General features: G+C 41.7%; 21 protein-coding genes. 10 read left to right on the top strand and 11 right to left on the bottom strand.

The window, feature by feature from the left end:
* Window positions 1-14: 14 nt before the first annotated feature.
* Window positions 15-2,054, bottom strand: a complete 2,040-nt coding sequence (locus G0029_RS12185; RefSeq protein ID WP_078193107.1) for a UvrD-helicase domain-containing protein — start codon at window positions 2,052-2,054, stop codon at window positions 15-17.
* Between the two features lie 137 nt (window positions 2,055-2,191).
* On the bottom strand, window positions 2,192-2,824 hold the full coding sequence (locus tag G0029_RS12190) for an OmpA family protein (protein WP_078193108.1): 633 nt from the start codon (window positions 2,822-2,824) through the stop codon (window positions 2,192-2,194).
* A gap of 247 nt (window positions 2,825-3,071) precedes the next feature.
* On the opposite strand from G0029_RS12190, the gene G0029_RS12195 reads away from it, so the two are divergent.
* The 6 genes from G0029_RS12195 to G0029_RS12220 all read left to right on the top strand — a co-directional run bounded on the left by G0029_RS12195 (window position 3,072) and on the right by G0029_RS12220 (window position 7,647).
* Entirely contained in the window at window positions 3,072-3,995 is a 924-nt protein-coding gene (locus tag G0029_RS12195) for an acyltransferase (RefSeq protein WP_180050356.1), read from the top strand.
* Between the two features lie 15 nt (window positions 3,996-4,010).
* A complete protein-coding gene (locus tag G0029_RS12200) occupies window positions 4,011-5,075 on the top strand; it encodes a preprotein translocase subunit SecA (protein ID WP_373685044.1) in 1,065 nt (354 codons plus the stop codon).
* A 125-nt stretch (window positions 5,076-5,200) separates the two neighbouring features.
* The gene (minC, locus tag G0029_RS12205; protein WP_180110010.1) at window positions 5,201-5,920 is read left to right on the top strand and encodes a septum site-determining protein MinC; all 720 of its coding nucleotides are present in this window, start codon (window positions 5,201-5,203) and stop codon (window positions 5,918-5,920) included.
* A gap of 65 nt (window positions 5,921-5,985) precedes the next feature.
* Window positions 5,986-6,798: a septum site-determining protein MinD gene (gene minD, locus G0029_RS12210; protein WP_067670152.1), complete on the top strand. Its 813-nt coding sequence runs from the start codon at window positions 5,986-5,988 to the stop codon at window positions 6,796-6,798.
* Window positions 6,799-6,800: 2 nt separating this feature from the next.
* Window positions 6,801-7,073, top strand: a complete 273-nt coding sequence (gene minE / locus G0029_RS12215; protein ID WP_078190039.1) for a cell division topological specificity factor MinE — start codon at window positions 6,801-6,803, stop codon at window positions 7,071-7,073.
* A 286-nt stretch (window positions 7,074-7,359) separates the two neighbouring features.
* Complete coding sequence (locus G0029_RS12220; RefSeq protein ID WP_067766167.1) at window positions 7,360-7,647, top strand: PA4642 family protein; 288 nt, start codon at window positions 7,360-7,362, stop codon at window positions 7,645-7,647.
* An 81-nt stretch (window positions 7,648-7,728) separates the two neighbouring features.
* Here G0029_RS12220 and G0029_RS12225 read toward each other — a convergent pair whose 3' ends face one another.
* Window positions 7,729-8,631 (bottom strand): AEC family transporter, encoded by a 903-nt coding sequence (locus tag G0029_RS12225; protein ID WP_180107850.1) that lies wholly within the window; start codon window positions 8,629-8,631, stop codon window positions 7,729-7,731.
* A 104-nt stretch (window positions 8,632-8,735) separates the two neighbouring features.
* Between G0029_RS12225 and G0029_RS12230 the strand changes: the two genes are divergently transcribed.
* On the top strand, window positions 8,736-9,632 hold the full coding sequence (locus tag G0029_RS12230; protein ID WP_180107898.1) for a LysR family transcriptional regulator: 897 nt from the start codon (window positions 8,736-8,738) through the stop codon (window positions 9,630-9,632).
* Window positions 9,633-9,672: 40 nt separating this feature from the next.
* Here G0029_RS12230 and G0029_RS12235 read toward each other — a convergent pair whose 3' ends face one another.
* Window positions 9,673-12,786 carry a DNA translocase FtsK gene (locus G0029_RS12235; protein ID WP_180110011.1) on the bottom strand — a complete coding sequence of 1,038 codons (3,114 nt, stop codon included), beginning with the start codon at window positions 12,784-12,786 and terminating at the stop codon, window positions 9,673-9,675.
* A gap of 253 nt (window positions 12,787-13,039) precedes the next feature.
* On the opposite strand from G0029_RS12235, the gene trxB reads away from it, so the two are divergent.
* The 3 genes from trxB (at window position 13,040) to G0029_RS12250 (ending at window position 15,673) form a co-directional block, all read left to right on the top strand.
* Entirely contained in the window at window positions 13,040-13,993 is a 954-nt protein-coding gene (gene trxB, locus G0029_RS12240) for a thioredoxin-disulfide reductase (protein ID WP_180107852.1), read from the top strand.
* A 111-nt stretch (window positions 13,994-14,104) separates the two neighbouring features.
* Window positions 14,105-14,836 carry a leucyl/phenylalanyl-tRNA--protein transferase gene (aat, locus tag G0029_RS12245; protein ID WP_180107853.1) on the top strand — a complete coding sequence of 244 codons (732 nt, stop codon included), beginning with the start codon at window positions 14,105-14,107 and terminating at the stop codon, window positions 14,834-14,836.
* Between the two features lie 21 nt (window positions 14,837-14,857).
* Window positions 14,858-15,673 carry an arginyltransferase gene (locus G0029_RS12250; RefSeq protein WP_078190044.1) on the top strand — a complete coding sequence of 272 codons (816 nt, stop codon included), beginning with the start codon at window positions 14,858-14,860 and terminating at the stop codon, window positions 15,671-15,673.
* A gap of 85 nt (window positions 15,674-15,758) precedes the next feature.
* Here G0029_RS12250 and rimI read toward each other — a convergent pair whose 3' ends face one another.
* From rimI to G0029_RS12285, 7 genes are all read right to left on the bottom strand, one after another.
* Window positions 15,759-16,217, bottom strand: coding sequence for a ribosomal protein S18-alanine N-acetyltransferase (rimI, locus tag G0029_RS12255; protein ID WP_111885277.1), 459 nt, complete (start codon window positions 16,215-16,217; stop codon window positions 15,759-15,761).
* Window positions 16,218-16,334: 117 nt separating this feature from the next.
* Entirely contained in the window at window positions 16,335-17,216 is an 882-nt protein-coding gene (locus G0029_RS12260; protein WP_078193116.1) for a metal-dependent hydrolase, read from the bottom strand.
* Between the two features lie 215 nt (window positions 17,217-17,431).
* A complete protein-coding gene (gene tuf, locus G0029_RS12265) occupies window positions 17,432-18,622 on the bottom strand; it encodes an elongation factor Tu (RefSeq protein WP_180077405.1) in 1,191 nt (396 codons plus the stop codon).
* Between the two features lie 93 nt (window positions 18,623-18,715).
* On the bottom strand, window positions 18,716-20,851 hold the full coding sequence (gene fusA, locus G0029_RS12270) for an elongation factor G (RefSeq protein WP_111885035.1): 2,136 nt from the start codon (window positions 20,849-20,851) through the stop codon (window positions 18,716-18,718).
* A 131-nt stretch (window positions 20,852-20,982) separates the two neighbouring features.
* Window positions 20,983-21,453 carry a 30S ribosomal protein S7 gene (gene rpsG, locus G0029_RS12275; RefSeq protein ID WP_005011815.1) on the bottom strand — a complete coding sequence of 157 codons (471 nt, stop codon included), beginning with the start codon at window positions 21,451-21,453 and terminating at the stop codon, window positions 20,983-20,985.
* A 178-nt stretch (window positions 21,454-21,631) separates the two neighbouring features.
* Window positions 21,632-22,006 carry a 30S ribosomal protein S12 gene (gene rpsL, locus G0029_RS12280; RefSeq protein ID WP_000246374.1) on the bottom strand — a complete coding sequence of 125 codons (375 nt, stop codon included), beginning with the start codon at window positions 22,004-22,006 and terminating at the stop codon, window positions 21,632-21,634.
* A 155-nt stretch (window positions 22,007-22,161) separates the two neighbouring features.
* Window positions 22,162-23,622, bottom strand: a complete 1,461-nt coding sequence (locus tag G0029_RS12285; RefSeq protein ID WP_180110012.1) for an EcsC family protein — start codon at window positions 23,620-23,622, stop codon at window positions 22,162-22,164.
* Window positions 23,623-23,768 lie beyond the last annotated feature (146 nt).

Here is a 23,768-nt window from a genome sequence, read left to right on the forward strand (position 1 = left end):
CTACGCATTAAGCTTTAACGCTTAATCAGCGCGCGTAAATTTTCTAAATAATGCTGTGCTTGCTGTTTAGGATCGATATCCCCTGCCAGCTTTTTCTTGCGCCCTAACCACTCCAATTCATCTTGTGGCAGTTCGTCCAAGAAACGGCTTGGTGTCATTTGTCGCATTTGACCACCGGCTTTACGTTGCTCTGCTAGAGTCATGGTTAAGCCTTGACGTGCACGAGTAATCCCTACGTACATCAGTCGACGTTCTTCCTCGACCGTGTCAGCAGCAATGGAGTTTTTATGCGGTAGAATTTCTTCTTCCAGACCAATCAAATAAACGAATGGAAATTCCAGACCTTTCGACGCGTGGAGTGTTAACAAATTGACTTTGTCAGTGTCTTCTTCTTCTTGTTGCTGTTCTAACATATCGAGCAGCACCATCTTACGAATCACACTTTCAATGTTCTTTTCATCGACATCTTCTGCACGGTTAATCAAACTTTGAATACTGCTATATAGCACTTCAATATTATCCAGCTTGGTTTTTTCCTGCGCAGGTGTAGCAGCAGACTCTTTAACATAGTCGATATAACCTGCTTCAATCATCATGCGACGAATGATCGGAACAGGCTCATCATCTTCTAATAATTCACGGGTAAAGGTCGAAATAAAGTCTGCAAATTCAGCCAATTGGGTTGTAGCTTTTTTCGGAATCGCCATGCTCAAGCGCTGATCCCCTGCTGCACTGAGCAAAGACAAATTACTTTCCTGCGCAAATAGACCAAGCTTTTCCAAAGTCACAGGACCAATCGCACGTTTTGGTGTATTGATAATTCGTAAGAATGCGCTGTCATCTTCAGGGTTGATGATCAAACGTAAGTAGCTCATCAAGTCCTTAATTTCAGCACGAGCGAAGAAAGACTGACCACCCGATAATTTATACGGGATCTGCATTTGGCGTAGCTGTGTCTCTAGAGCACGCGCTTGGAAATTACCACGGTATAAAATGGCGTAGTCTTTCCAATTTTTACCGTTCATCAGCTTGTGCGTAATCAAGTCTTTTACGACGCGTTCTGATTCATCATCGTCATTACGACAAGTAATCACGCGGATCACTTCACCATGGCCTTTATCTGACCAAAGCTTTTTATCGAAAATATGTGGGTTATTGCCAATAACGGTATTGGCAGCTTTTAAAATACGACTGGTCGAGCGATAGTTCTGCTCAAGCTTAATCACTTTCAGATTACGGAAATCTTCCTTCAATAAAGCCATATTCTCAGGCTTAGCACCACGCCATGCATAAATCGATTGGTCATCATCACCTACCGCGGTGAACTGTCCCATGACACCCACGAGTAATTTCACCAAAATATATTGCGCGGTGTTGGTATCTTGATATTCGTCGACCAATAAATAGCGGATTCGATTCTGCCAACGATCACGCACTTCTGCATTTTCTTGTAATAAGCGCGTCGGCATGACAATCAAATCATCAAAATCAACGGCATTGTACGCACGTAAATTACGCTCATACAGTTGATACAAATGCGCAAATTGAACGTCTTCTGCTGTTTCACAGGTGGTATGCGCTTGCTCAGGTGGAATCAGATCGTTTTTCCAATCTGAAATCATTTTCATGGCTTTGGCAATCAGCTCTTTACTTTCTGCACCGGATAAATTGTCGCGATGCATTAAGTCCATCAAAATGCGTTTGCAGTCATCTGCATCTAAAATTGAAAAGTTATTTTTCAGTGGTGTATTTTTTAATTCCAAACGGAGCATGTTTAGCCCGAAGTTATGGAATGTAGAAACCGACAGCCCTTTTGCCTCTTCACGGCTCATCAGCTTCGTCACACGCTCTTTCATTTCACGCGCAGCTTTGTTGGTAAAGGTCATCGCGGTGATACGGTGCGCAGGAATACCACAATGCTTCACCAAATAGGCAATTTTACGGGTAATCACCGATGTTTTGCCTGAACCTGCCCCTGCAAGTACTAACAAGGGTCCTTGAGTGTATTTCATTGCTTCAAGTTGCTTGTCGTTCAACTGACTTGCCAGTGACATAGTCTTTCCTCTTATTAATTCGAGGATGATTATAGTCATCTGAAACGATCTTGCCTAATGCAAAATGTATTTTATCGGTCATTAAAAATGCCATAAAAAAAGCCACCCGAGGGTGGCCTTTCGTTTCGAACTAAAACTTATTTAGTTTCGTAAACTGAGATTTCTACGCGACGGTTTTGTTCACGACCTGCAGCAGTTGAGTTATCCGCTACTGGAGAAGTTGAACCGTAACCACGTGCAGTAATACGAGTTGAAGAAATACCTTGAGACGCTAGGTAGTTTTTCACTGAATTTGCACGGTTTTGAGAAAGTGGGTTGTTGATCGCATCAGTACCAGTGTTGTCTGTGTGACCATGTACAACGATTGCAAGTTTGTTTGCAGTACCGTCTTCACGCAATACTTTAGCAACATCATTCAATGCAGATTGGAACTGAGATTGAATAGTTGAAGAGTTAGTTGCGAAAGTTACTGATGGCATAACAAGGTTGATCGAACCATCTGGATTACGACCTACGTCAACACCAGTACCAGCCAATTCTTGTTTAAGACGTTTTTCTTTCTTATCAAGAAGAAGACCTGCACCACCACCAACTACAGCACCAATTGCAGCTGCTTGACCCATTTTGTCTTTATCAGCATTAGAATAAGCAATACCAGCGCCTAAAAGAGCACCTAGACCAGTACCGATTGCTGCTTTGTCATATTCCATGTTTTGACAACCAGTAAGTGCCATTGCCCCAACTACTGCCGAAATTACTAGTGCACGCATTGCATGCCTCCTTCTTTGTGTTTTGTTGTATGGTTGAAATGATGAAGTAAAACAAATGGCTGAACCATTGATTTTTTGTTAATAATAAAACGTTTAGTTACAATTTGTAATATGAATACGAGATTTATTTGTTAATTCCATCACAATTTCTTCACAGTTCTGCAGATGCCCTTTTTTATTTAATCAACTCGAACTATATTTATTAGAATAAATCATTATTTGGACAATTTCCGCTAGGACTTTTTATATGTCATCTCAAACAAATAAGCAACCGACACTAAAAAAAATTAGCAAAGGACTTACCGTCGGTTCAGTTATGACAGGCAGTACTTTTTTCCATGGTCCTCCTGTACTAGCCCTTGGTCTAACCAAACTCTTTAAAAAATCAAAAAAGGTTGATGAAACCAACATAAAAATTACCAACAGTTGGCTCATGGTTAATAACTGGTTAATTGATCACGTTTTACCCAACACAAAATGGGATATCACCATCGATGAAGGCCTCGACTTAAATTTGCATGGTCGCTATCTCATGACCTGTAACCATCAGAGTTGGGTCGATACAACAGTTAACCAATATTTTGGTTTAACCCGTATGCCACTGACGCGTTTCTTTACCAAATGGGAACTCATTTTCATTCCATTTGTTGGACAAGCTTTTAAAATTTTAGGCTTTCCAATGATGAAACGACACAGCAAGGAACAAATCGCGAAAAATCCTGAACTTAAATATCGAGATATGGAAGAAGCGCGTAAATCTTGTGAACAGTTATTGAGCCAGCCTTTTACCCTGCTGAACTATTTGGAAGGCACTCGCTTTACCCCTGAAAAGCATGCGCAACAGCAATCACCGTATCAAAACCTTCTTAAGCCGAAAGCGGGTGGTTTAGCACTGGCACTCAATATTTTAGGGGATCAAGTTGATGCTCTCGTAGATATGACCATCGTCTATCCAAATGGTGCACCAGGTTATGGCGAATTTTGGCTCGGTGAAGTTCCGCGTATCGCCGTGGATTTACGTAAAATTGAAATTCCAACGTGGGTGCATGGCGGCAACTATGAAGATGATGCAGAATTCCGTGAAAAATTTCAGCATTGGGTAGATGAGCTGTGGACGGAGAAAGACCAACTCATTACTCGTATGAAAGCTAAATACTCAGTTACTGAATAATTAAGAAGAAGTTTTATGTCGCAGAACAGCATGCCGCAAAACAAGAAATCCAAATATCATCATGTCAATCCAGACAGTTGGTCATTCAAACTGTTTTTGATTTATGACATATTCATGGTGTTTATTATTGTTTTTAACTTGTTCTGCCTGTGCATGAACTTTTTCCTCATGAGCAATCTTGGCAGTTGGTTCTTTAACAGTATCCACCTGCCCGATGTGCTGAGTTTTTACCGTGAACATTTGCATCCGTGGGTGATTACCACCGAAGCGTGGTTCATTATCTTTTTGATTGTAGAACTATTGGTGCGTTGGGCGATTGCCATCATCAACAAGCACCATCAGCGCTGGTTCTTCTTCCCGTTTATACATTGGTACGAAATTTTAGCCATTGTGCCGCATTTACGTTTCCTGCGTTTATTTCGCGCGGGCGTGATTGCCTATCGACTTTATGAAATGGGTTATCAGATTGTGCCATCGGCATGGCAAAAGAAAGCTTTGTTTTATTATCGTGTGGTGATGGAAGAACTGTCTGATCGAGTAGTACTTACCGTGTTAGATGGTGTTAAGCATGAGCTCAATACCAGTACAACCCATAAAGACCTAATTAGTAATCTTGTGCAGCATCACCGTGAGATGTTCACCCAAGTTTTAGCTGAGATTTTGCAAGAAAATTTAAGCAAAGAGCTACGTACTGAACGTGAATTGATCGCCAAAAATGTCGGACAAATCGTAAGTCAGGCCATCGAAGACACTCCAGAACTCACGCAGCTATTGCGCTTAGTGCCAATCGTTGGCAGCCGCATTGAACAGCAGATTCAAAGTATCGGGCAACGTTTAGGTGAAAATATTACCCAAGGTTTAATTTCCCCATTGGCTTATCCCAATACATCGACGGCTCAAAAACCCAATCTATATTTAGACATTTCACAGCGTGTTAGCCGTATTGAAATCGAAAATAATGTCCAGCTGGATGAGTTGGTTCGCTCTGCGGTTTTTGAAAGTCTAGAGGCTATTCGTAAGCAAGTGAAAGTAAAACAGTGGCAGCAGATTATGCAGGAACAGGACCAAGCTACAGAATAAACACTTAGTCAAAAATAATTGCGAACTCCGCTAGAGTATTCATGCAAATTGTTCTAGGATTTGCTCTATTTACAACATAACTACTTCGGCACAAAAGTAATAGTTAGAAGTCTCAAGGATTCAATATGGCTGATATACGGATAAAAGGCAAAATGGTCAATGCGATTCGCATTCACCTCGATATCAATGATCATGATGCGATCCGCCAGCAACTTACTCCAATGTTCCAAAAGGCTTTTCCACCCGGAACATTAGCCGTGATTGAAAGTACGGTTGATCAAGAACTAATTGCACTGATTCAACTACTTATTAGTATTGAAATTCAACCGATTGGTGTCACTGAAGGTCCGCTATCGGACCAAGCACGTGCTATCCAATTTCCCGTAGTTCCTGCGGATCGCAAACTACAACAAGTTAAACCGACACGCGAACAAGTGGTTGAAGAGCCCGCGCCTGCAGAAGAAAAAACCGAAGATAAAATTGCTGCAGTCGAAGTACCGACCATTCGTCATGCTACGTCGTATCACAATGAAATCTTACGTACAGGTCAATGTTTAGTCCAAGACCATGGCGATATCATTATTAATGCTGGGATTAATAGTGGTTCAGAAGTAATTGCTTCAGGAAATATACATATTTATGGTAGTGCTCGTGGTAGAGTCATTGCCGGAGCTGGTGGGAACACGGCTGCACGTATTTTCTGCCATTCATTAGAAGCTGAATTGGTTTCAATTGCAGGGACTTACTGTGTCGCTGATGACATTCCACCTCATGTGGTCAAACAGCCAGTACATATTTATTTGAATGACCAGCAAGAGCTAGTATTTGAAGCTTTGCAATTTTAATGTATAAATAATCACCAAACCCCTAATTAAAAAAGGGGATTTAAACCATAACAGGAGTGGATTCGGTGGCGAAAATTGTTGTCGTAACATCAGGTAAAGGTGGCGTAGGTAAAACAACTACAAGCGCATCTTTTGCAACAGGTTTAGCCCTTCGCGGCCACAAAACTGTTGTGATCGACTTTGATGTGGGTTTACGTAACCTTGACTTGATCATGGGCTGTGAACGCCGCGTTGTATATGACTTTGTAAACGTATTGAATAACGAAGCTCGATTACAACAAGCGCTTATTCGCGATAAAGATATTGAAAATCTCTACATTTTGCCAGCATCTCAAACACGTGATAAAGACGCGTTAACAGATGAAGGTGTAGCTCGTGTAATGGACGAACTTTCTCAAGAGTTCGATTACATTATTTGTGACTCACCTGCGGGTATCGAACGTGGTGCAATTTTAGCAATGTATCATGCTGATGAAGCGATCATTGTGACGAACCCAGAAATTTCTTCGGTACGTGACTCTGACCGTATTATTGGTATGCTCGACAGCAAAACCAAAAAAGTAGAACAAAACGAAGGTCGTATCCGTAAGCATCTCTGTATTACACGTTTCAATCCAGAACGTGCGGATAAACAAGAGATGTTGACGATTGATGACATTTCAAAAGATATTTTACGCGTACCGACTTTAGGTGTTATTCCTGAATGTAAAAGCGTTTTACAAGCATCGAACGAAGGTAAACCAGTGATTCTGTTTACAGAAGAAGCGGCTGGCCAAGCGTATGATGACCTTGTTGCACGTTTCCTTGGTGAAGAGCGCCCTTACCGTCACATTACGGTAAAACCTAAGGGTTGGTTAGCACGTCTATTTGGAGCGTAATCATGGCAGGATTTTGGAGTAAACTTTTTAGCAGCGATGAGAAACCGTCAAGCGCACAAACGGCAAAAGACCGTTTAAAAGTCATCGTGGCATCTGAAAATGGTTTAGGTAAACGCCTCAGCCAAGACAAGATTGACATGATGAAAAAAGAAATCATGCAAGTGGTAAATCGCTATGTTCGTGGTGTAGATGAGCAACATATTCAAATGTCTGTTCGTTCAGAAGCGAATATTGAAATGCTTGAAATGAATATCAATTTGCCTGAAGAACGTTAATCTGAATTTTGATTAGCCAAGTAAATTGAATCAAGGCAAAATGTGAGGCTGGATCAGTAAAGCGCTGCTTTACCCAGCCGCAAGACGAGAAGCTTTGCTTCGAGTGGGTTGGATTAGTTTTATTCCTGTGTTAGATCAAAAGCTTTGCTTCGAGTAAACGGGATAAAAAAATAACTTTTGATCCAACCATAAAATGAGTCGCTTAACTTAGAGATGGCGAATAAAACCATTTTACTTGCGTACTCATTTTTGCCTTTTTGTATTTTAAACCAGCAAGGAGATTGCGATGGCATTATCTCAGCCAGCAACGTTCAACGAAGAATGGTCAGATGAGCGTGTATTTGCCTACCTTACTCAGCTTCCTCCTGAAGGAGTGAATGGCGACTTTCACGTGCTTTACCATGCTTTCAAACATATGCGTCCAAATGACTATGAGCGTCTTTTGACTCAATTCGTTGCCGATGGCCGTGATGTGAACGCAACTAATCCTGAAGGTCAGCGTATTCATGACGTGATTGCTCAATATCCACGTCAAAGCGCAGGTTTCCTCGAAGTATTGGCAAAATTTGCTTAATTTCGAGTACCGAAAAAAAAGCCCGCATCATGCGGGCTTTTTTTATCTTATTTATATCGGCGTAATTGAATATCATCATAATCAATGCATGGTCAATATGAGCAATGGAAACATCAAGCCAAAACCAATGGTTTGTACACTAATAATCGCCGCCATCAGTTGTGAATCACCTTGATAATAGCGTGTCAAAATATAAGACGATGATGCAGTTGGCAAAGCAAAAAAGACCACTAAAATCATTCGCTCAAAATCAGTCAGACCCATCCAAGTACTCAATAGATAAGCAATACATGGCATTAACATGAGACGCCCTATCGTATTTAAACTTAAACGACGTAGATCGGCGCGCATTTGCTGAAACTGTAATGCTGCCCCAACAGAAAGTAGTCCGAGCGGTAAACTCATGGCTGCCAAGATTTTTAATAATTCAGGTAAGCCTTTAAATAGACTCAAGCCTGATAAATTAAACAATACCCCTGCCACACAGCCTAAAATTAAGGGATTTTTTGCGATTGACTGACAGGTCTGCCTCAATTGCTTCACACTTAAATTTGAGAAGGCCAATACTGAAATAATATTGACTAAGGGCACTGCAACGGCAATTAACATGGCAAACATCTGCATGCCTGTGGAGCCAAATAAAGCGCCCATAAGGGATAAACCAATATAGGTATTAAAACGGATATGACTTTGGATATACACGCCAAAACGCTGCACGGGGATATGCATAAACTGCTTGATCCCCCACAACACAATGCTGATCAAACAGGTGCCCGCAACCAGTACTGTCAACATTCGTGAAACGGTGTTCATATCCAATTGCACGGCTGATACATTCAAAAAAAGCAGCACAGGAAATAAAACGTAGTAATTAAGTTTTTCTGAATTTGCCCAAAATTCATCCTGAACAAACTGTGTGTATTTAAGCACATAGCCCATCGCGATTAATGCAACGAGGGGAAACAATGCGACGACGATATTCATGCTGTACGCCTTGAAATAAAGTAGCTATTTCATCTTTAACCATTTATGTAGCACAATATAATCCTCATCTAGACTCATAACAAAATGAGTAATTACTCATGGCAATGACATTTTCTCAGCTTGAAATTTTTATTAAAGTCGCAGAACAACAAAGCTTTACTCTCGCTGCTCGACAGCTGGGAATTACTCAGTCAGCTGTCTCTCATGCCCTAAAGTGTTTAGAGCAACATTGGAATGTCAGCTTATTTAGCCGTGAGCAAGGCGCTATTGCCCTAACACATATCGGCCAACAACTTCTACTACACGCAAAGGAAGTACTCAATACAACGCAAATCATGCAGCAGGAAGTAAATGCAGCTCATGGTATCCAACAAGGAACTTTAAGAATTGGCTCTTTTGGTTCTTCTAGTTCGATTCATCTACTTCCAGAGCTATTAAAGGCATATAGAGAGCGCTATCCACACATTGAAATCTATGTCGAAGAAGGTACTGATGCAGAAGTGTCTCGTTGGATTTCTGAACGTCAGATTGATGTTGGTTTTGCCGTACTCCCCAAGCCGCAGCTGTTCACCTTCCCGTTAATTCAAGACATTTTCATTGCCTTGATTCCAGATAGTTATTCAGTTTCCAAACACAGTCATTTAAATATCCAAGACCTGCAAAATTACCCCTTTATTATGACCCGTGCGGGCAGCCAGTCCCATGTCGAAAAACTGCTTAAACAACACTACATACAACCTAAAATTACCTATCAAATGTCGCAACTGTTAACCATTTTAAACATGGTGAATTTACAGGAAGGGATTGCTATTGTTGCAGATATGGCGATGCCTACTGAGCTGTTGGCATTGCATCCACATGTGGTTAAACGTCCACTCTTTCCAAATACCCAACGGCAAATTGGACTCGCCGTAAAAAATCAAAAACTCATGAGCCCTGCCTGCAAAGCCTTTATCGAACTGGCCCAGTGCATGTTCTACCAAGATGAGTTCTCAATCTAAAAATAAAAAACCTGCCGAAGCAGGTTTTTTGTTTTAGGACTTAGACCAAGATATCTCGTTTACCATTTGGCCCCATACTACTTACGATACCATTTTCTTCCATCTGATCAATAATCCGTGCAGCACGGTTATAGCCGAGACTGAATTTACGTTGCAGCGAAGAAGTAGAAGCTTTACGAGTTTCCAGTACAAAGCTAACGCATTGGTCATACAAAGCATCTCGATCTGATCCGCCATCACCATCTTCAAAACCGCGAGATGTCGACTCTTCATCATAAGGCGTGAGGATCTCATCGACATAATTCGGTTCACCGCGCTCTCGCCATGCATCACAAATACGGTTCACTTCATCGTCTGAAATAAACGCGCCATGTACTCGTTCAGGTTCAATTTTACCCGGTCCGAGGAATAACATATCACCATGACCCAGTAAGTCTTCCGCACCACCAGCATCTAAGATAGTACGTGAATCCAGTTTACTGTTCACACGTAACGCAGCACGGGTTGGAATATTGGCTTTGATCAAACCTGTCACCACATCTACGGTTGGACGCTGTGTCGCCAACAGCAAATGAATCCCTGCCGCACGTGATTTTTGTGCAAGACGGGTAATCATTTCTTCAGCTTTTTTACCCACTTGCATGATCATATCGGCAAATTCGTCGGCAACAATTACGATCAACGGCATCGGCTGTAAACGTGGCGCACGACTTTGCGTTGCAGAGTCATCTGGCTTCCAAGTTGGATCGATCAGATCTTCACCATTGGCCATTGCTTCTTCAATTTTGCGGTTAAAGTCAGTCAGCTTACGCACTTTCATCAAAGACATTAGCTTATAACGACGCTCCATTTCATTCACACACCAATTCAATGCACTCACTGCATCTTTCATGTCGGTTACAACAGGCGTTAATAAATGTGGAATATCGTTATAGTTAGCAAGTTCCAACTGTTTCGGGTCAATCATGATGAGTCGCAGTTGCTCAGGTGTATATTTCAACAACATCGATAGCAACATGGCATTGACAGCGACTGACTTACCAGAACCTGTAGTACCTGCCACCAACATATGCGGTGCTTTCGCCAAATCTGCCAAGACAGGATTACCGGAAATATCTTTACCCATCGCCATACTAAGTAAGGCATTTGGATCACGGTATGCCGGCGTTTCTAACAGCTCAATAAGACGAACCATTTCACGTGAACTATTTGGGACTTCAATCCCGATATACGGTTTACCCGGAATAACTTCCACCACACGTACAGAAGCCATAGACATCGAACGCGCCAAGTCACGTGAAATATTGGTGACTTTAGACGCTTTCACACCAGGTGCCAAATCAAGTTCAAAACGTGTTACGACTGGTCCCGGCTGTGCCTCTACAACTTTGGCTTTGACATTAAACTCTTGCAGTTTAATTTCTAAAAGTTCAGACAAGCGAGACAATTGCTCTGCAGTGAAATTGACTTTCTTATTCGGATCAACCGGATCTAATATTTCCAAGCCTGGCAAAGTCGGTAAATCCAAGCGTTTTTGTGCCACTTGCATCGCACGTGACATTGGACGACCAGAAGCATCAGTTAAAGGTGCATCAAAGTCAAAATCATCTTCGAGATCTAAATCGACGTCTTCAGGTTTGCCCGCTGTTTCTTGCCACACTTCACGGAAAGCATCTTTATTCGAGCTGATTAAGGCTTTTTCATCATCAGATACAAAAGTCTGCGGCTGTGTATTGATTTCAGCACGAACCAAAGGCGTAGATTGCGCATAACTACTGGTTGTACGAACTGGCTGTACCTGTTCTATCACTCGCTCTGCTTCTTCAACCAGCAAATCATCGAGATCATTAAATTCAGTTTCAACACTGATATTTTTCGGTGTGGTGAGCGTTGTCGTTTGTGCAGCAGCTACGCCTAAACCTGCAACGGTTGCAGCAGCACCTGTAGCAAATTCATTTGAATGCGTTGCAGGACTTTCACTTTGTGCTGTATTAAATGGGCTATGCACATCAGTCGCTGTTTTACCATTTGGAACGGCGGCTAACAGCTCATCGAAGATCTCATCATCATCCCAATCCACAGATTTTTTAGCTGCCGGCGCCGCTTCTGTCGGAGAAGTCAAATGCACATCTGCTGCTTTGTTGAAATATTCAGTTTGATTGGCAGGCTGCTCTTCTTCTGCAGCTTTCAGTAAAGCATCAATATCTTGTTTGTGCCGTTGGTCATCATTTGAATGCAAGGCACGCCAAACCTCTCCCGTCGCAACAACACGTTGTTGATCTTGCTCAAGCTGACGCACTTTCGCCAAAGTATGTTCAAAATCTTCATCGGATGGTGTAGCAGTCTCCGGCGAATTTACCGTAGATAAATGCTGTGCATTGCCTTCTTTGTCTGCACATTCTTTATCAGCAATATCATCAAATAAACGCTCAGCAACACGATCACGTACTACAGGGTCAACCTCTACAGCATGATGCTCATGGGCGGGTGTGACTGGTGCAATCACTTTTGATACATTAGTAGCCACACTGCCTTTTTTAGTAGATGGTACGGTACGGTCAAAAGCAGTATCTCCTTCAGGGACATTGCGATAGAACAAATCTTGGAGATAAGCCGGTGTGGACTTCATGGTTGCCCATGTCTTATTCCACTTGATACCAAAGGCCAAAGTGAACAACATGATCCAAAATGCAATGAGAAATACTGCTGCACCATAGACCGTTAAAATTTGTTCAAGACTTTGACCCAGTTCATAACCAATAATCCCGCCCGATGCATTTTCTAAAGTATCTTCGGGAACATTCCAAAACAGGAAAAGTAAACTTGAAGTTGCCAGTAAAATAAAGAACTGAGCGGCATAGCGAAATGGACGGTTTAGAAAACTACGTGGCCACCATACTTGAATTGCTTCGAGAAATAAATAGACAGGTATCAGCAGACTTGCCCAACCTAAAAATCCATAGAGTAAGTCAGCTATCCATGCACCTGCGACGCCGCTGGCATTTGAAACTTGCTGAGTATCACTGGATAAATGCATCCATCCCGGATCAAATGGCGTATATGTGACTGTTGCAAGGAACAGATATATCCCAAATGAAACAAGGAATAATGTCATTATTAAGCGCTGTGCATATGCACCCGACACCGCTGTCATATACGTTCCTGTAACCAATTCTTCATGAATGTTTTTGTCATTACCCACAACAAAAATGGGCTGAATCTAAACCTGTTATTATGCACCTGTTCAATAAAAAAGATGCAAGATAATTTAAGTATAGTTGTTAACTTTATTCTATATAGCTCAAAACGATTTCGATGATCAATAATATCGACTTTAATCTCACACAATCGTTTCAAACTTTGACGTATAATTCCACAAATTATCATATAAAAAAAGGATTCTACGGATGAGCGCTCGTCACTCACGTCTAATTATTTTAGGTTCTGGTCCTGCAGGTTATAGCGCTGCGGTATACGCTGCCCGTGCGAACCTGAAACCGACACTCATCGCAGGTATTCAATTAGGCGGTCAATTGACTACAACGACAGAAGTAGACAACTGGCCAGGTGGTGCAGAAGGTTTAACAGGCCCTGCCCTAATGGAACAAATGCAAGCGCATGCTGAACGTTTTGGTACAGAAATTGTGTATGACCATATCAACGAAGTGGACCTCAATGTTCGTCCGTTCGTGCTTAAAGGCGATATGGAAGAGTTTACTTGTGATGCATTGATTATTTGTACAGGTGCAACTGCACAATATTTAGGTCTTGAATCAGAAGCTGCTTTCATGGGTCAAGGCGTGAGTGCATGTGCAACATGTGACGGGTTCTTCTACAAAAACCAAAAAGTTATGGTTGTCGGCGGCGGTAATACTGCTGTGGAAGAAGCACTTTATCTTTCAAACATTGCTTCTCATGTCACTCTTGTACACCGTCGCGACACTTTACGTTCAGAGAAAATCCTTCAAGATCATCTTTTTGCAAAAGAAAAAGAAGGTAAAATCAGTATTATCTGGAATCACCAAGTGGATGAAGTCATTGGCGATAACACCGGTGTGACTTCTGTACGTATTAAATCTACGCAAGATGATTCAACACAAGACGTTGATGTGACTGGTATGTTTGTGGCGATTGGTCACAAACCAAACAGCGGTATTTTTGAAGGCCAATTAAACTTACGTGATGGTTATATCCAAGTTCAAAGCGGTACTGCAGGTAATGCAACACAAACGTCTATTCCGGGTGTATTTGCTGCGGGTGATATTGCCGATAGTATCTACCGTCAAGCGATTACTTCTGCAGGTTCAGGCTGTATGGCTGCACTCGATGCTGAAAAATACCTTGATGCACTCGGCGAATAATCTTTTGCTTCAGTCATTTGCTTAGCTAAATAGTTTTAAAAAATTAGCCGACCTGATGGTCGGCTTTTTTATGTATGATAAATATCCGTGTATCTCAATAAGAAGCTTGGCATGCCGATACTCCCTCCTTCTGAATTTACTTTCCCCGATCCAGTTGAATGCAATCCTGATGGTGAAGGCTTAATTTGCATCGGTGCTGACCTCTCCCCTTCCACACTGTTTGAAGCCTATAGTCACGGTCTTTTCCCATGGTTCAGTGAAGGTGATCCAATTTGTTGGTGGTGTCCTGAACCCCGCTGCATTATTCGACCGCAGGACTATCATCCGAGCAAATCGTTATTACGCAGCATGAAAAAAATGGACTATAAGATCACCATTAATCATGCGTTTGAAACTGTGATTCGCTCATGTTCACTGCCGCGTAGTTATGCTAATGAAACATGGATTTCAGAAGATATCATTCAGGGATATTCTGCGCTATTTGAAGCAGGCTATGCTTATAGCATTGAAGTTTGGGAAAACGAGATCGTTGTCGGTGGCCTCTATGGTGTCAATATTGGCCATGGCTGCTTTGGCGAGTCTATGTTTAGTACACGAACAGATGTCTCTAAAATGGCGTTTTACACCTTAATGCTCATCGGGCAAGAGAATCAGTTGCCATGGATTGATTGCCAATTGGTCAACGATCACCTCTTAAGCTTAGGTGCGAGTACACTTTCTCGCCAACAATACCTTAATTCGTTACAAGATGTTGTTAAACAACCCTCTATCGATTGGAAAAAGTATCAGGACAGTGTATTTTCAAGTAAAACAATAGCGCAATGGGCAAGTCTCAGCGCATGACAATAAAAGAGGGATATTACGATGAATTCCTATCAACCGAAGTCCCTGTTGAACGAATTACAGTACTACATCACGCCTCCGCATGATTGTAGCTACTTAGAAAATAAATCTGCCCGGATGGTCTTTTTGGACCCGGTCCATCGTATTGATGTGGTCACATTATCTGAACTTTCCCGCATGGGTTTTCGTCGTAGTGGTGATTTTGTCTATCGCCCTGAATGTCATCTTTGTCGCCAATGTTTGTCCTCTCGCGTTCCTGTTCATGAATTTCAAATGAACAGCGTGCAAAAAAAAGCGTGGAAACGGAATCAAGATTTAACGGTGAAAATTAGCCGCCCTCAAGATGCCGATGCAAAGCATTATGCGCTGTACGAACGCTACATTAATGAGCGGCATGCTGATGGTGATATGTACCCACCTAGCCAAGATCAATTTGAAAAATTTTTAATTAATAGCTGCACTGACAGTTTCTTTTTAGAGCTGTGGTTAGATGAGCAACTGATCAGTGTATCTACCTGTGATCCACTTGATGATGGTATTTCAGCGGTATATACCTTTTTTGATCCTGATGAAAGCCGTCGCTCCCTAGGGACTTTTGCCATTCTGAAACAAATCGAGCATGCACAAAAGCTTGGACTGCAATATGTCTACTTGGGCTATTGGGTACCCGATTCGCAAAAAATGAATTATAAATCTCAGTACATTCCACTGGAACTTCTGCTTGATGGACAATGGCGTCGACTCAACCGACCACTGACCCAAGAAGAAATTAGCCAACTGGGGGATTCCCTGATGACCACCCTACCTTCCGGTTGGAACAATCCTATTATTAAATAAAAGGGATCAAACAAAAGTTATTCAATAAAATAGCATCCGTTTATTCACGAATGCTTTCTTTAAATTTGATCACTCTTCACCGCTTTTATTTAAATAAAGCTGCAAAATCATCACCACAAGTCTTCACCATAATAATGGCGTGCTCACGAGTTCCATCGGCATTTGGATAATAATTCTTTCGCAAATCGATTTGATGAAAATCCGCTTTTTCATATAAACGGATCGCTGGTTGATTACCTTCTCGCACTTCTAAGAAGATTTGAATGGGGTTATTTTTGAGTAAGGCAATAGATTCATCGAGTAATTGAAAACCTAATCCTTTGCCTTGCTGGCTCGGATCGATCGCCATCAACAGCAAATTTGCTTCATCTAAAACGGGTTGTAAAATGCAAAAACCTACAACTTTTCCTTGTCGCTCAATCACCGTACTTTGATAGGCAGCAATCGATTCTTGAAATTGTTTTATGGTCCAAGGATGGCTTTGTACGCGGCGCTCGATATCGTAAACCTGCTGGACATCAGCGTCTTGCATCAAACGAATCATCTTCGTTTATCTTTCTATAGCTAGGGTATGCGCATTATAAAAAGTTTGTCTATAAAGTTGAATAAAAAAAAGAGCGATTTACATCGCCCTTCTGAAAAAGTCATCACAGCGTTTTGATTAGAGACCCAAATATGCTTTCCACGTTTTTAACAAACCAGAAGTATCTAAATCATTCGGGTGAAAACCAGGTTTAAAATACATCAGCATTTCTTTACCCATACCAGTGATGATGCCTTTTGAAGGGCTATAACCATAGGTATAAATATCTTTTAATGCTTCAAAATTAAGCTTGTTATCTTCTTTTAATAAACGAGCGACAAAATAACTTTGTACGAAGAATAAAGTCACCATTGCGCCAATCAATGAACCTGTACGGAGTGCGTAGGCCTTTATTCCCTGACCAAAGACACCTTCAAATACATCATAAGCTACGGCTTTATGCTCATTTTCTTCAATCGCATGCCATAACCACATATTTTTCATGGTTTCATCAGTCATTAAGGCTTGAATATGTGGGTTTACCAATAACTGTGAAGCAATCGTTGCAGTGAAATGCTCAAGTGCCGTAGTTGCAGTAAGATCCACCATTTCTTGAGTAATACCAACAGGTTTACCAATACGTGCAAAGACTTTACGTACACCTTGGATAACACGACCCGTTGCCTTATCAAGTGTTTCGACATCATGACCGTATTTTTGTGCAGAAGCATTAAAACCCTCATGCTCTTGCGTATGCATCGCTTCTTGACCAATGAAAGCACTAATTTCTTTTTGTAAGGCTTCATTATTTGCGATCGCGGGGTGTTTACGTACTGCACGCACACTATCAATAAAGAACATTTCACCCGCGGGAAATAAAGCAGACAATGCGGTCATAAAATGTGTTAAACCTGCTGAGCCATTCATCCAGTACTCTGGTACCGCATCAAAATCAAAATTCATGCGACGTACAGGGAAACTTGCACCTGCTCGATTAGTAATCTTTACTTTAGCGTTCATGCCTAACTCCTTTTTGAGTTATGAAATACTCAAACTTTTATTGGTTTTCTTGAGTTCATATTACGGTTTTATTGACGCGTAATTATTTCAGTTAAGGACAGTGAATTATCACTAAAGGACAGCTTTAAAAAATATTGTCAGACAATTTCCCTATCACATTGAATAAGCATAAAAAAAGCGCCTCAAAGAGGCGCTTTTTTACACACATTTAGTGATTATGCAGTTACTTTAGAAACTACACCCGCACCAACTGTACGACCACCTTCACGGATCGCGAAGCGTAAGCCAGCGTCCATTGCGATTGGGTGGATTAATTCTACTGACATTTCTACGTTGTCACCAGGCATAACCATTTCAACGCCTTCTTTAAGCGAGATCGCACCAGTTACGTCAGTTGTACGGAAGTAGAACTGTGGACGGTAACCGTTAAGGAATGGAGTATGACGGCCACCTTCGTCTTTAGAAAGTACGTATACTTCTGCGTCGAATTTAGTATGCGGTTTGATTGTACCTGGTTTAGCAAGTACTTGACCACGTTGAACGTCTTCACGTTTAGTACCACGTAGAAGAACACCACAGTTCTCGCCCGCACGACCTTCATCAAGAAGTTTACGGAACATTTCTACGCCAGTTACAGTTGTTTTAACTGTATCTTTAATACCAACGATTTCAACTTCTTCGCCTACTTTCACGATACCAGTTTCAACACGGCCAGTTACTACTGTACCACGACCTGAAATTGAGAATACGTCTTCGATTGGCATAAGGAATGCTTGGTCGATAGCACGTTCTGGTTCTGGGATGTAAGAGTCAAGAGCTTCAACAAGAGCAACTACAGCATCTTCGCCGTATTGACCAGCTTCACCATTAAGCGCTGCAAGAGCAGAACCACGGATTACTGGAGTGTCGTCGCCTGGGAAGTCATAAGTAGAAAGAAGTTCACGAACTTCCATTTCTACTAGTTCAATTAGCTCTTCATCATCAACGATGTCACATTTGTTCAAGAACACAACGATGTAAGGTACACCTACCTGACGAGAAAGCAGGATGTGTTCACGAGTTTGTGGCATAGGACCATCAGTCGCTGAACAAACCAGGATCGCACCGTCCATCTGAGCCGCACCAGTGATCATGTTTTTAACATAATCGGCGTGACCTGGACAGTCTACGTGAGCGTAGTGACGGATTGGAGAATCGTATTCTACGTGTGAAGTATTAATTGTAATACCACGTGCTTTTTCTTCTGGTGCAGAGTCGATTGCAGCGTAATCTTTCGCTTCACCACCGAATTTTTTTGCACATACAGTTGCAATTGCAGCTGTTAAAGTAGTTTTACCGTGGTCGACGTGACCAATTGTACCCACGTTAACGTGTGGCTTATTACGTTCGAACTTAGCCTTAGCCATGAGATCTTCCTTTTTAAACTACTCATGCAGGGATACTGCATGAGCATTTGGTTTTTAACTATGAATTAGTTTGGGCTTATAGTAATCGAAAGATTACTCGTCGTCACCTTTTTTACCGCCAGATTGGAACTTAGCGATGATGCCTTCAGCCACGTTACGTGGTGTTTCAGCGTATTTAGCGAATTCCATAGAATAAGTCGCACGACCTTGAGACATAGAACGCATATGAGTTGCGTAACCAAACATCTCAGAAAGTGGAACTTCTGCACGGATAGCTTTAGTACCACCAGGTAAATCGTCCATACCTTGAACAAGACCACGACGACGGTTTAAGTCACCCATGATATCGCCCATGTAGTCTTCTGGAGTTTCTACTTCAACTTTCATGATAGGCTCAAGAAGAACAGGATCTGCTTTCATGAAACCGTCACGGAATGCGTAAGAACCAGCCATTTTGAACGATAATTCGTCAGAGTCGACGTCATGGTAAGAACCATCGAACAATGTCGCTTTGATGCCAACAACTGGATAACCAGCTAGGACACCATTCTTCATACGTTCTTGGATACCTTTGTCAACCGCACCGAAGAATTCTTTAGGTACTACACCACCAACAACTTCTTCAGCGAACTCGTAGTCTTTACCAGCATCTTCAGCAAGTGGTTCTAAACGTACGTATACGTGACCAAACTTACCTTTACCACCAGTTTGACGTACGAACTTACCTTCTTGTTCAACTGATTTTTTGATCGTTTCACGGTAAGCTACCATTGGTTTACCAATGTTCGCTTCAACGTTGAATTCACGCTTCATACGGTCAACAATAATGTCAAGGTGAAGCTCACCCATACCAGCAATAATTGTTTGACCAGATTCTTCGTCAGTACGTACGCGGAATGATGGATCTTCTTTCGCCAAACGACCTAAAGCAACAGACATTTTTTCTTGGTCAGCTTTAGTTTTAGGCTCAACCGCAAGCGCAATTACTGGCTCTGGGAATTCCATACGCTCTAGTGTAATTACATTGTTTTCATCACATAATGTATCACCAGTCGTAGTATCTTTAAGACCTACACATGCTGCGATATCACCCGCACGAATTTCTTCAATATCGTGACGGTCATTTGCGTGCATCTGTACGATACGGCCAACACGTTCGCGCTTCATTTTAACTGGGTTATAGCAAGGGCTACCTGCTTTAAGCACACCAGAGTAAACACGTACGAATGTTAAGTTACCTACGAATTTGTCGTTCATGATTTTGAACGCAAGCGCAGAGAACGGAGCATCGTCAGACGCTTCACGAGAACCTTCAGTTTCGTCTTTGTCGTCAAGGATACCCTTGATCGCTTCAACGTCAGTCGGCGCAGGTAAGAATTCAATTACAGCATCCAACATACGTTGAACACCTTTGTTTTTGAACGCTGAACCACAAAGCATTGGTTGAATTTCATTCAACAATGTACGTGCACGTAAACCTGAAACGATTTCTTCTTTAGTTAACTCACCTTCTTCAAGGTACTTGTCCATGAGTTCTTCTGATGCTTCCGCAGCAGCTTCAACCATGTTAGTACGCCATTCGTTAGCAGTATCAACTAATTCAGCAGGGATTTCGCCATATTCAAACTTCATACCTTGAGACGCTTCGTCCCAGATAATCGCTTTCATTTCGATTAGGTCAACAACACCCTGGAAGTTTTCTTCTGCACCGATTGGAACAACGATTGGCACTGGATTACCACCAAGACGTGTTTTAACTTGTTCAACAGCACGGAAGAAGTTCGCACCAGTACGGTCCATTTTGTTCACGAATGCAATACGTGGAACTTTATATTTATTTGCTTGACGCCATACAGTTTCAGACTGAGGTTGTACACCACCTACAGCACAGTAAACCATGCATGCACCGTCAAGAACACGCATAGAACGTTCAACTTCAATAGTGAAGTCTACGTGTCCTGGGGTATCAATTACGTTAATACGGTGCTGTTCAAATTGGTTACCCATCCCTTTCCAGAAGCATGTTACTGCCGCTGAGGTAATAGTAATACCACGTTCTTGCTCTTGTTCCATCCAGTCTGTAGTTGCAGAACCTTCGTGAGTTTCACCAAGTTTGTGACTCTCACCTGTGTAGAACAAAATACGTTCTGAAGTGGTAGTTTTACCAGCATCAATGTGCGCAGAGATACCAATGTTACGATAACGAGAAATTGGGGTTTGACGAGCCATGATTTCTAGCATTCCTAAATTTTGTTGTTTAAAACAGGACGCTTTAAGCTGCATAGCAACTTAAAGCGATTCGATGACAAAACAGTGACAACTGATTTGTCACCCTCCTGAATAGGGGCTGTTTTATCCGCTTAGAAACGGTAATGAGAGAAGGCTTTGTTGGCTTCAGCCATACGATGCACATCTTCACGTTTTTTGATCGCTGCGCCTTTACCTTCAGCTGCATCAAGCAACTCACCAGCAAGACGTAAAGCCATAGTTTTTTCAGAACGCTTAGCAGCAGCATCTACTAACCAACGCATAGCCAAGGCAGTACGACGGGATGGGCGTACTTCCATAGGCACTTGGTATGTAGCACCACCAACACGGCGTGCTTTTACTTCGACCATAGGACGAACTTTTTCAAGAGTAGTCTCGAAAAATTCAACTGGGTCTACTTTAGATTTTTCTTGAACGCGGTCTAAAGCACCGTAAACGATACTTTCAGCAATAGATTTTTTACCATCTTGCATTACGTGGTTCATGAATTTAGCGATTGTTTGGCTGCTGAACTTAGGATCCGGAAGGATTTCACGGGCAGCAACTACGCGACGTCTTGGCATTTTAATACACCTAATAAATATGACACTTCAGGTTACTCCAGCAGGTGCACAAAGTGTCATGTGCTTTCGCTGGCCTTACTATACGTCGCTTGGAATTTTCACAAAAAATGCAGAAATCAGACAAGCGAGACGATAAAGGATTGCAGTTCTAACGAACTAAGAAGTTAATCTTTTCAGATTATTTCTTAGGACGTTTAGCACCGTATTTAGAACGAGACTGGTTACGATCTTTAACACCAGCACAGTCTAAAGAACCACGAACGGTATGGTAACGTACACCTGGTAAATCTTTAACACGACCACCACGGATAAGAACAACACTGTGCTCTTGTAGGTTATGGCCTTCACCACCGATGTAGCTAGAAACTTCAAAACCTGAAGTTAAGCGAACACGGCAAACTTTACGCATTGCTGAGTTAGGTTTTTTAGGTGTAGTTGTGTAAACACGTGTACAAACACCACGACGTTGTGGACAAGCCTTCAACGCAGGAACTTTAGATTTTTCAACTAAAGTTGTACGACCCTTACGGATCAACTGATTTGTTGTTGCCATTTGGCAATTCTCCCGTTAATAAAAAGCCCCAAAAAATACTACTTTTTGAGGGCATGCAATTGTAAGCGAAGACTTAAAATTGGTCAACAATATACGATCATCGAAAACATTTATTCATCATGATTTGCGCAATTTTTCACCCACAAATAAATAGTTTATTTTTCAGAAGAATCTGCTGATTTTTTTGTAACTTTATCTACGGCTGCTGTTTTGGCTTTACGCGGCTTAGTTTTGGGTGCAGCTTTTTCCACTGGGACATCCTCCTGCTGTACAGATTCCAACACATCAAACTCATCTTTTTCAGCTAAAGCAGGTTTTTGCGCAGCCCCGGGTGCATGAGGCTCAACAACTTTCTCCGCAAGTGCCTCCAAACCTTCTGAGACTTTTTGTTCCTGCTCTACTTCCACTTTGGCTGCATCAGAGTTTTTAACTTGTGTTTTTTTGGTGACTTTTACTGCGCGAATACTCTCATGACCTGTAACATCTATAGTCTGATCTAGTACAGGCTCAGCCAAATCCATATCTTTTGCCTTAATACCTTCTAGTAATTTTGGTGTTGCTTGAGCAAGCAACTCAAGAGAACGCTCATAGGCATGTAAAGGTGACAAGCTAATATCCTGATGCTGCAAAATATATTGGCGCGCATTAGAAAAGACTTGCTGTGCCTTCTGATTCACTTCATCCACTAAACGGCGACTATACACCACACTTACACCAACACTCGCCACAGGAGTTAATCGTGATAACTGATTTAACAATGAAACTTTTGGTATTTGATTGAGCCATGCCCACTTAAACTGACCATTTTCATCTAGTACATATTTTTTCAATGCTGCTGCATCAGTGTCTGAACCTACCAATTGCTGCAACTGATGCAAATCACTATTTTGTAGCGTGCTACTCAGAGCTTTTATTGCCATAAGCAAAGTCTGTTTTTCTGCAATTAAACTCAAGTCGACCTGTTTAAAAATAAACTGAACAATATCTTGATCACTTTCTTTACTTAAATCGAAACCATAAGAACGTCCAACTTGATAAATTATTCGTAAAGTCATAATCAATGATGCAGGGATATCAATACTTGAACCAATAACACCTGTCGCACCTGTTAAAGCCCCTTGAATCGAAGCAATCCATTTATTTTGCTCGCCCAAGGCCTGACTAATACGACGCGAACGATCGACATCTTGTGTCAACTCTTCTAAATCACGTACCCCAGCTTCATCCAGTACAGCATCTACAGATGAAATATCCGAACTAAAATGATTAAGTCGATCAAATAAATAATCAGAAATTTTGTCACTAAATTGAGGAGCAACAAAATTAGCCACATTATTTACGGTATTAAAATGTCGACCCAATAATTGTCTAGAAACATTTGGAACGTGTTCACGCAAGATTTGCTGAGGATTATCATATTTTTTTACATCAAATACGCCCGCTTGCCTTGACTGACCCTCCAAGGTTTGGCCATTTTTTTGAGGTTGAATGACCTTAGTTACGGATTCGGGTGCGACATGATTAATGATGGACACCCCAGTAGAACTGAGCTTTTTAGCCACTCCAAAGGCGTTTGAGAGTAGACCTGCCGTTGGTTTATTATTCGTTTTCACCATTCCCTACCTCATTAAAACTATTCTTGAAATTATTGATAAATACTAGGTGTAGTCAAACTTTATCACAACTTGAATATGTATCTCTAAGTTAAGTTTTTTGCTGCAAAGTTGCAAATTAGCTCAGTCAACAATAGGCATAGGATTTG

Origin of the sequence: Acinetobacter sp. YH12138 (genome assembly GCF_015218525.1) — a bacterium.
GTDB lineage: Bacteria > Pseudomonadota > Gammaproteobacteria > Pseudomonadales > Moraxellaceae > Acinetobacter > Acinetobacter amyesii.